Source organism: Comamonas sp. A7-5, assembly GCF_039581385.1.
Classification (GTDB): Bacteria; Pseudomonadota; Gammaproteobacteria; order Burkholderiales; family Burkholderiaceae_C; genus Comamonas; species Comamonas thiooxydans.
This window is the reverse complement of record NZ_JBCPWO010000013.1, coordinates 115,308-124,160: the sequence shown is the minus strand read 5'-3', so window position 1 is coordinate 124,160 and position 8,853 is coordinate 115,308. Positions and strand designations below refer to the sequence as shown.

The following is an 8,853-nucleotide window of genomic DNA, read 5'->3' as shown; positions in this document are numbered from 1 at the left end:
CCGTTGCCGTTGTTCACCAGGGTGACCGTGGCGCCACCGATGGTGACCACGGGCGTGCCGATGTCGTCGGACTCGATGTCACCCCCGAGCTTGAAGGTGATGGTGGTGGCGGCGTCGACGGCCTTGCCCAGCGTGATGTCGAACTTGGCATCGGTGCCTTCGTGGACGTCGCCGGGGTTGGACACGTCCAGGGTCGGGACGTCAGCGCCCGGATTGGGGTTACCCGGATCCGTGCTTTCGGTGTCGACGATTACGGCATTACCCGAGTCGGAGATGCCGGACGGCAGTGTGCCGCTGGACGTTTCCCCGGTCAAGGTGGCCGTGAGCGTCATCTGCTCACGGCCTTCAAAGACTGCGTCATCGTTGGTCGGAACCGTGACAACGATGCCTCCCGTGGTGCCGGCGGGAAGCGTGAAGCTGTAGGTACCGTCGGCATTCGCGGTGACCTGGACGGTCTGGCTCCCGATGGTGACCGTCGGCGCGCCGTGGTCGGCCGTTTCGATCTGGCCGTCCAGCTTGAGCGTGACCGTGGTGTCCTTGTCAAGGTCGACTGCGTTCTTCAGACTGATATTGAACGTGGCCGAGGAACCTTCGTTCACGTCACCAGCGTCGGAGACGGTAATTGTGGGTACGTCGAGGACCGGCGTGACACCGATATTGATGATCGAAGTGGCTTTGCCGCCTTTGCCGTCGTCGACGATGACCGTGAACTGGTCAGGACCGTTGTAATTCTCGTTCGGCGTGTAGGTATATTCACCCGTGGTCGGGTTGAACACCAGCGTGCCATTCTCCGGCTGCTTGTCGACCGTGTAGGTCAGGTTGTCGCCGTCGACGTCGGTGCCGACGACCTTACCGCTAACGGGCTGCTCCTCGGGCCTCGTATGCTCATAATTGGGAACCAGCGGTGCGTCATTGACCGGGGTGACGCCGATCTCGATGACGGAAGTGGTCTTGCCGCCGTGGCCGTCATCGACGATGACCGTGAACTGATCGGGGCCGTTGTAGTTTTCGTTAGGCGTGTAGGTGTACTCGCCGGTGGTCGGATTGAACTCCAGCTTGCCGTGCTCGGGCTGCTTGTCGACCGTGTAGGTCAGCGTGTCGCCATCGGGATCGGTGCCGGTGACCTTGCCGCTGACGGGCTGGTCTTCCGGCGTGGTGTGCTGATAGTTGGGCGCCACGGGCAGGTCGTTGGTACCAGTGATGGTGACGGTGATGGTCTGAGTCGCTGTGCCGCCGTGGCCGTCGTCGACGGTCACGGTGATGGTGTCGGTGACCTTCTGACCTTCGGCCAGGGCCTGGACCTTGGGATCGTCGTTGTTCAGCACATAGGTCCACTCGCCGTTCTGGTCGACCGAGAAGCTGCCGTACTGGCCCTTACCTTCGTTGCTGACGCTCCAGCTGTGGGTATCGGTGATGTCGACATCGGCCACGTCGAGCTTGCCGGTGACCACCGACACGCCGTCTTCGGCCAAAGCGCCATCGGCCTTGCCGGTGAGGGCGGGGTCGTCGTTGGTGCCAACGATGGTGACAGTCAATGTCGCAGAAGAACTGGCGCCGTCTTTATCGACCAGGGTATACGTAAAAGTTTCGACCAGGGTCTCACCCACACCCAATGCCTGCACAGCATTCAAGCTGCTATCAAGCTGATAGCTGTAGCTGCCATCGGAGTTGAGGGTAATCTTGCCGTACAGCCCTTGATCTGCGCCGACCAGAACAACTCGATGCTCTGTGAGGACCCCTTCGCCCAATTTGTCGTTGGCGAGCACATTGCCTTGCAAGGCGGATACCGCATCTTCGAAGATCACACCCGAATCAGCACTTGCCTGGGGAATGCTTGTGACAGGCTGAGGCGGCGTAACTTGATCCGTGTTGTCCGCCAAAGCGCCCACCCCACTAAAAAGTGGAAGGACGGTAGTCGCTGGTACAGGACGTCCATACTCCAGCGCCAGCGGAGACACTGCCTCAATGATGCTGGAAAGGCGCACAAAAGTGCTGCCACCCTCGCTGCCGCCCGACAATGTGGCCGCCGTGGGATCCAGCTCATCGAACGGATCCTGGCCGGCATTGATGGCCGCAATGATCTGGTCAATCTGCGCATTCGCGGGGCTCGCCACAGCCGCCTCTTCCACGGTGGGCGGCTGAATCAGGTCCGCAGTGAGATGCACGTCCTGGTTCTCGCCCACCATCAGCGGTGGCTGACCATCCGCCTGCAGTTGCACGGTGCTGCCGGAAGCCGTCACTATCTCGGCGTCGGCGGGGATACGCATGCCTTCACGGAGCACCGTCAGATTGCCATCAGAACCACGCATCCAAGCCTGGCCAGTGAGTTTGGTAACGAGAACGGTTTGAGCTGCCATGAGGGTCTGCCTATCCAGTCAGATTAAAAAGTGAAGGTGCACAAAGGCACCTCTCCAATATTTCAGCTGAATGGTAGAAGCCAAGGCCCCACAGCACTATTGGCGCCAAAGCCAATCGGGATCTGTTTTATTCGATCTCTGCTGCTGTAAATCAAAAAAGCCTGAAGCCTGCATATTGCAGGCTTCAGGCTTTTCAGCAACAGGCACTCCAGAGGAAAGAGGTGACTATGTATTCATCAGCGGCCCCAAAATCAGGTTCAAGCCAGTTGCTTGCGCCCGATACCGTGAACCTTCAGGGTCAGCGCCAGCCGATCCTGTACCTGCAGCTTTTCAAAAACCGCAGACAGATGGGCGCGCACGGTACGTTCGCTGATGGACATGCGTTCGGCGATCTCCGCATTGCTGTCACCCAGCGATGCATAGCGGGCAACCTCCTGCTCTCGTGCAGACAATGGTTCGGCCCAGTCCGACTCATGCTCAGGCAGACGGGCATCCACATCGCGCAACAAGCGCTGCAACAGAGAACGTCCAAGCCAGATGTTGCCGCCGGCCATGCTTTGCAGCATCCGTGCCAGCACCTCCGGGCTCGATTGCGCATGAGCGTAGCCCGATGCTCCGCGGGACAGCAGGTTTCGACCCTCCTCATCGCTGGGGCGGTTGCTGAGAACCAGAACCTGAAGATCCTTCAGCAGCTCAATCCAGCGGGCCGCAGTCGACTCGGGCAAGGATGGCAGGGCTGCATCCAGCACCACCACGGTACGACCTTGCTGCTTCCAACGTTGCAAATCGGCCAGGCTCTGGCCGCGCGCAGGCATCCACTGAGGGCCTGCGATCTGCTGCCATTCCTGCCACAGCGTGGCATCCTGAGTCAGCATCAATACAGGCAAGGCATTCATAGAGTTCCTTTGTAATTGTTGGCGATCCATGAACTAACGTTCGATCAATGCATTGGACTTGGCACGCAGAATCGGCTTGAGCAGATACTGCATCAAGGTGCGCTTGCCCGTGAGGATATGCACCTCGGCCTGCATACCGGGAATGATGGGGCGCGAGTCATCGCCCACGTGAGCCTTCTCCGTGCGCACCTTCACGACATAAAAGGAGTTCCCCTTTTCGTCGGTAACGGTGTTGGCACCGATCTGCTCCAGCTTCCCCTGCAGGCCTCCATAGATGGCAAAGTCATAGGCCGTGAACTTCACTTCGGCCTGCTGACCAAAATGCAGGAAGCCGATATCGCGTGGATTGATCTGCACTTCCATCAACAAGGTGTCATCCAGCGGCACGATGTCCAGAATGTCCTTGCCCGGCTGCACAACACCGCCGACGGTATTCGCCATCAAGGTGTTGACCGTGCCGCGCACGGGCGAACGCACTTCGGCCAGCTTGACGCGATCCTCCAGCGCCACCTTGCCTTGCTCCAGGGTGCCCAGTTTGGCCTGGGTTTCCGAGAGCTCGGAGCGAGACTGATTGCGCATATTCAGCTCCGACTCCTGAATCTTGCGCTCCGCTTCCTGAATCGCAGCCTGAATGCGCCCGATCTGCGCACCGGCCGCCTTGGCCTCGCCACAGAAGCGAGCCACATCACGTTGCAGGCGCAGCAAATCCACTTCGGACACTGCTCCACTCTTGAGCAAGGGGCGAGTCACCGAAAGCTCTTCGGACGTCAAGCTGCAACTGGAGGAAGCCTGGTCACGGTTGGCCTGGGTTTCGCGCAGCTCCTGCTGACGTTGGCGCAACTGGTCACGCGCAATATTGACGTTGGTATTGAGCTCCTGGGAGCGGCTCTCCCACATGCGCCGCTCCATCTCCACCAACTGAGGCGCCAGAGCCTGCACATCTTCCGGAGCCTTGAAAGGCTCGCCCGATGCCAGGGCCTGAAGACGCGCGGCCTTGGCCTTCAATGCCAGAAGTTCGGCCTTGTTCTCGCCCAGGGACGAACTGTAGCGCGTTGGATCGATGCGCAAGATGACCTGACCCTGCTCCACATGCTCGCCGGGGTGCACCAGAATTTCCTTGACGATGCCGCCATCCAGACTCTGCACCACCTGAACCTGACGCGAAGGAACCACCTTGCCCTGGCCTCGCACCACTTCATCAATGCGACCCAGGCAAGCCCATAGCAGCAGAACCACCACGGTGACCAGAGATACCCATATCAACAGACGCGAGCCACGCGCCTGCTGCTGCCCTGCAGCCCACTGCGCATCGGCCTTGAGGTCATCCGGCTGATGCGTTCCGACAACCTCGCTGCCGTCAAGCAGCCATCGCTCCAGTCGCGTCCAGCGCGTCTTGAGCGCATCCTTGAAGCGCGACGGCTTTTTTTGGGGTTTGGACTCGCTCATGCTCGCCCTCCTACTCCACCAATCCGCCCCTGCTTCAGGGCTTCGATCACCTGATCCTTGGCTCCATCGGCAACAATTCTGCCGCCGTCAATCACGATCAGCCGGTCAACCAAGGTCAACAAGGCCGTGCGATGAGTGACCAGCAAAATGGTCTTGCCCTGGGAGGCCTCTTCCAGACGACGTTTGAGCTGTGCCTCGCTCTGGTTGTCCAGATTGCTGCTGGGCTCATCCAGCAACAATATGGCCGGGTCGTTGATCAAGGCACGAGCGACGGCAATGGATTGGCGCTGGCCGCCAGAAAGTGACTCGCCCCGCTCGCCAACCAACATGTCGTAGCCCTTGGGATTGCGCGCCGCGAAATCATCCACACCCGCAATGCGTGCCGCATGCAGCATGTCTGTCTCATCCGCGAATGGCGCACCCACCAGCAGGTTGTGCTTTAAGCTGCCATAGAACAGCATCGGGTCCTGCGGCACATGCCCGATGGCCCGACGCAGATCCACCGGGTCTATCTGACGGGCATCCATACCATCAATCAGAACCGAGCCTTCACTGGGCTGATACAGACCCAGGACCAGCTTTTCAAGCGTGGTCTTGCCCGAGCCGATACGCCCAATGATGCCAACCCGCTCGCCGGGTCGGAGCGAAAAGCTCACTCCCGAAAGACTGGCCTGCTCGCTTCCCGGATAGCTGAAACTGACATTGCGAAACTCGATAGCGCCACGCAGATCCGGACGTGAGACGAATTCGCGCTCGGCTTCGTGCTCGACCGGCATCTTCATATAGTTGTCAATGGAATTGAGCGAGGTGCGCGCATTGTGAAACTGCATCATCAGCCCCGCCACCTGACCAAAGGGTGCCAGACAACGCCCTGCAATCATGGAGGCTGCAATGATGCCGCCCATGGAAAGCGACGCATCCTGCACCTGATACACGCCGATGACGACCACGGCTATGGTGACCAGTTGCTGCAAGGTCTGAACGAAGTTCACCGTACCGGACGAGATGAACTTGATCTTGCCCCCCATATAGGCAATGTACTGAGTGGAGCTCTCCCACAGACGCTGCACTCCGCTTTGGGCATTGAGCGTCTTGACCGCCTCCAGATTGGTCAGCGACTCCACGAGCAGCGCGTTGCGCTGAGACGAAGCCTGAAAGGTCTTGAGCGTCAGACTCTCCATGCGTGCCTGGGCCCAGAAGGAAACCAGCAAGATCGCGGCAATCGCCACCACAGGCGGAATCAGCATCCAGGGCGAAACCCATGCAATCGCCACCAGAAACAGAAGCACAAAAGGCAAATCCACCAAGGTCGTGAGACTTGCAGACGCAATGAAATCACGAACCGACTCAAACGAGCGCAGATTGGCCGCAAACGAACCGACGGATGCGGGTCGGCTCTCCATGCGCAAGTCCAGAACGCGCTCCATGATCTGCGCGGACAACTGCACATCCACACGCTTGCTCGCAGCATCCACAACATAGGCACGCGTCGTCGTCAGCACAAAGTTGAAGATCAGCACCAAAGAAATGCCGATAGCCAACACCCACAATGTTTCCACCGCGTTGTTGGGCACCACCCGGTCATACACGTTCATGCTGAACAAGGGCATTGCCAGGGCGAAGACATTGATGAGTACGGCTGCCAGCAAGGCATCGCGGTACAGGCGCCGATTCTCCAGGATCACCGCCCAGAACCAGTGACTGCTGCGAGGCTCCATGCCTTGCTGCACGGAGCGCGGCTCGAAGCGGAACTGCGGACGCACAAAGCACATCAGCCCCGCGTAGTCCTGCAGCAAAGCCTGGGCCTCTACCTCGACCGGACTCTCCGACTCCGGATACTGCAACAGGAAGCGACCGCTCTCCAGCGCTCTGAGCAACAGACAGGCACGGTCTCCATGGAGAATCAGAATTGCCGGCAGCAAGCCCTGAGGAACATCGTCAAGACCGCGCTGCACGATACGCGTGCTGAACTGCGCGCGAGCCGCAGCCCGAGCCAGCAATGAAGGCGTCAGGCGCTGATCCACCAATGGCAGACCATTGCTCAGTGCCTGCGCGGTGTAGGGCTTGCCATGCAGGTTGGTGAGCTGCACCAGGCAATCCAGCAAGGGATCCGCATGGGTCTCATGGGCCGGCATGCGCCAGTCCCCCGCCGGTGCATGCGCCGAGCTTCGCGCCCCCAGAAAGGCCGGGCCGGCCTGCTCCGCCGCTGCCGCGGCTTCCGGCAAAGAACCTTGCCCGGCCTTCTGAGTCGCATCCGTACCGTTGCTCGATGCCAATGAAGGCTCAAAGTCTGGTCTGGTCATCTTCAACAATCAACCTATAAAAGCTCTTCGTCATCATCAATCAAGTCCAGCGAATTACGCATACGCTGGCGCGCCTGCTTGCGCTGACTCAGCTTCTCCAGCGCCTGCGGCGGAAGATCCGTCAAGCGCAAAGCCCCATTGGCAAGCAAGGCGTCAATCAAGTCCTCGAGAACGCGGATGAAATCCGCATCCAGTGCCGACAATTCCTGCCGGGAGGACTGCTCCGACGGTGGTGAATCGCTTTTATCCATCTTGTTCATCAACTCCCACTAAAAGCTGCGCCAGGCGCCACCAGCTATCACTGACGGCCCGCTGCACCAGATGCCGGGGCCTGGGCTGGAGCCCCCAGATCAACCGCTGCGCTGGCAGGCACAGGCGTCAGATTGCTGGTGTCCGGCACCGAGGATTTGCAGCTACGCAGCAGATCATCCGGCAAGTTCAGCGCCTGCTGCTCATCCGGGCGGCTGTCGTCATGCGGCTGCGCGAGCCCCAGCACAGGCAGAATTTGGCTGGACAAAGTCAGCCACTGGTACTCGGCCTTTTTCAGGTCATATTGAGCGTTGACCAGAGCGCGCTGGGCATCGAACAGCTCGTTTTCCGTATTGAGCAGATCCAGCAGCGAACGCTGACCGATCTTGAATTGCTGCTGATACGCCACGCGGACCTTGGCCGTGGAAAGAACATGCTCACGCAGGAACGGCGTTTGCTGACGCAGGCGGGCCATGTTGTTCCAGGTAATCGACAGCTCCTGCTGGATGTTGCGGCAGGTGTAATCGCGCACATCCTGTGCGGCATAGCCCTGGGCAATCGTCTGACGCAGGCGTGCCTCGTCCGCACCACCGCGATACAGGTTGTAAGTCAGCATCAGCTGCACTCGCGAACTCTGCACATCCCAGTAGGCCGGCGAGTTCTGATCACGATCACGCCCCGTGGACGCCAGCAGCTCGAGCTTGGGCATATGCGCCCCCTTGGCAGCCTTCTGACCGGCCTCTGCCGCTTGCACCAGAGCCTGCTTGGACAATAGCAGCGGACTCGCGCGCAGCGACTCGCCGAAATCCTTGGCCACCCCGGAAGCAGGCAGCTTGGCACTCACATCGGGCACCGGGTCCAGCGTGGCCGCAGGATACTCACCCACCACGCGGCGGTAGCGCTGCAGCACATCGTTGAGGTTGTTGCTCTCGGTCATCAGATTGGTCTGCGCCAGCGACAGACGACCACTTGCCTGCTCCAGGTCAACACCGCGGCCCACGCCGGACTGCTGGCGTTCACGCAACTGCCCCAGCGTCACCTGGTGCGTGCCGAAATTCTCACGCGCCAGCTTTTCCATTTCGCGATAACGCTGCACATCCAGATAGGCGGCGACAACATCATTGGCCAAATTTTCAGTGGTGGCGCGCAGGTCGTAGAACTTGGCCAGCTTCTCAAAGCCCAACTGACGGATATTGCTGCTAGTGGTGAAGCCATCAAAGATCAGCTGACGCAACTGCAGGTTCCAGCCCGGACGGCTCCAGTTCTGCGATGGAGCATCCTGGATATGGCTGCGCCACTCGCGACCGACCCAACCTTGCGCGGTGACTTGCGGACGCCAACCTCCCCGGGCCACGTTCTGACCTTCAGCGGACGAGCTGAAATCCTGAAAGCGCGCCTGCACTTCGGGATGAGTCATCAGTGCCTGCTCGACAACCTTTTGCAGTGCAACACCCTGCTCGTTGGCTTGTTGCGCATTCATGGTCGTCTGGGCCATACCCCCCATGGCCCACGAGGCCACACCCAGAGTGGCTACCACTTGTGCAATCTGACTGAATTTCATTGTTATCCCTCTTGTTTGACTCCGACCGGGCAATGCGATGC

At 59.8% G+C, this 8,853-nt stretch carries 6 protein-coding genes; all 6 read right to left on the bottom strand.

What is annotated here, in order from left to right:
- A partial coding sequence (locus tag AAIL67_RS19440; protein ID WP_343484610.1) for a retention module-containing protein occupies window positions 1-2,357 on the bottom strand: 2,357 nt, incomplete at its 3' end.
- A gap of 257 nt (window positions 2,358-2,614) precedes the next feature.
- Window positions 2,615-3,253 carry a response regulator transcription factor gene (locus AAIL67_RS19435; RefSeq protein ID WP_012838970.1) on the bottom strand — a complete coding sequence of 213 codons (639 nt, stop codon included), beginning with the start codon at window positions 3,251-3,253 and terminating at the stop codon, window positions 2,615-2,617.
- Window positions 3,254-3,286: 33 nt separating this feature from the next.
- Complete coding sequence (locus AAIL67_RS19430; protein WP_012838971.1) at window positions 3,287-4,699, bottom strand: HlyD family type I secretion periplasmic adaptor subunit; 1,413 nt, start codon at window positions 4,697-4,699, stop codon at window positions 3,287-3,289.
- Window positions 4,696-6,834 (bottom strand): type I secretion system permease/ATPase, encoded by a 2,139-nt coding sequence (locus AAIL67_RS19425; protein ID WP_052057675.1) that lies wholly within the window; start codon window positions 6,832-6,834, stop codon window positions 4,696-4,698. The genes AAIL67_RS19430 and AAIL67_RS19425 overlap by 4 nt, the downstream gene beginning before the upstream one ends.
- A gap of 182 nt (window positions 6,835-7,016) precedes the next feature.
- On the bottom strand, window positions 7,017-7,262 hold the full coding sequence (locus AAIL67_RS19420) for a hypothetical protein (RefSeq protein ID WP_012838973.1): 246 nt from the start codon (window positions 7,260-7,262) through the stop codon (window positions 7,017-7,019).
- 38 nt (window positions 7,263-7,300) lie between these two features.
- The gene (locus AAIL67_RS19415; RefSeq protein ID WP_059440399.1) at window positions 7,301-8,812 is read right to left on the bottom strand and encodes a TolC family outer membrane protein; all 1,512 of its coding nucleotides are present in this window, start codon (window positions 8,810-8,812) and stop codon (window positions 7,301-7,303) included.
- Window positions 8,813-8,853 lie beyond the last annotated feature (41 nt).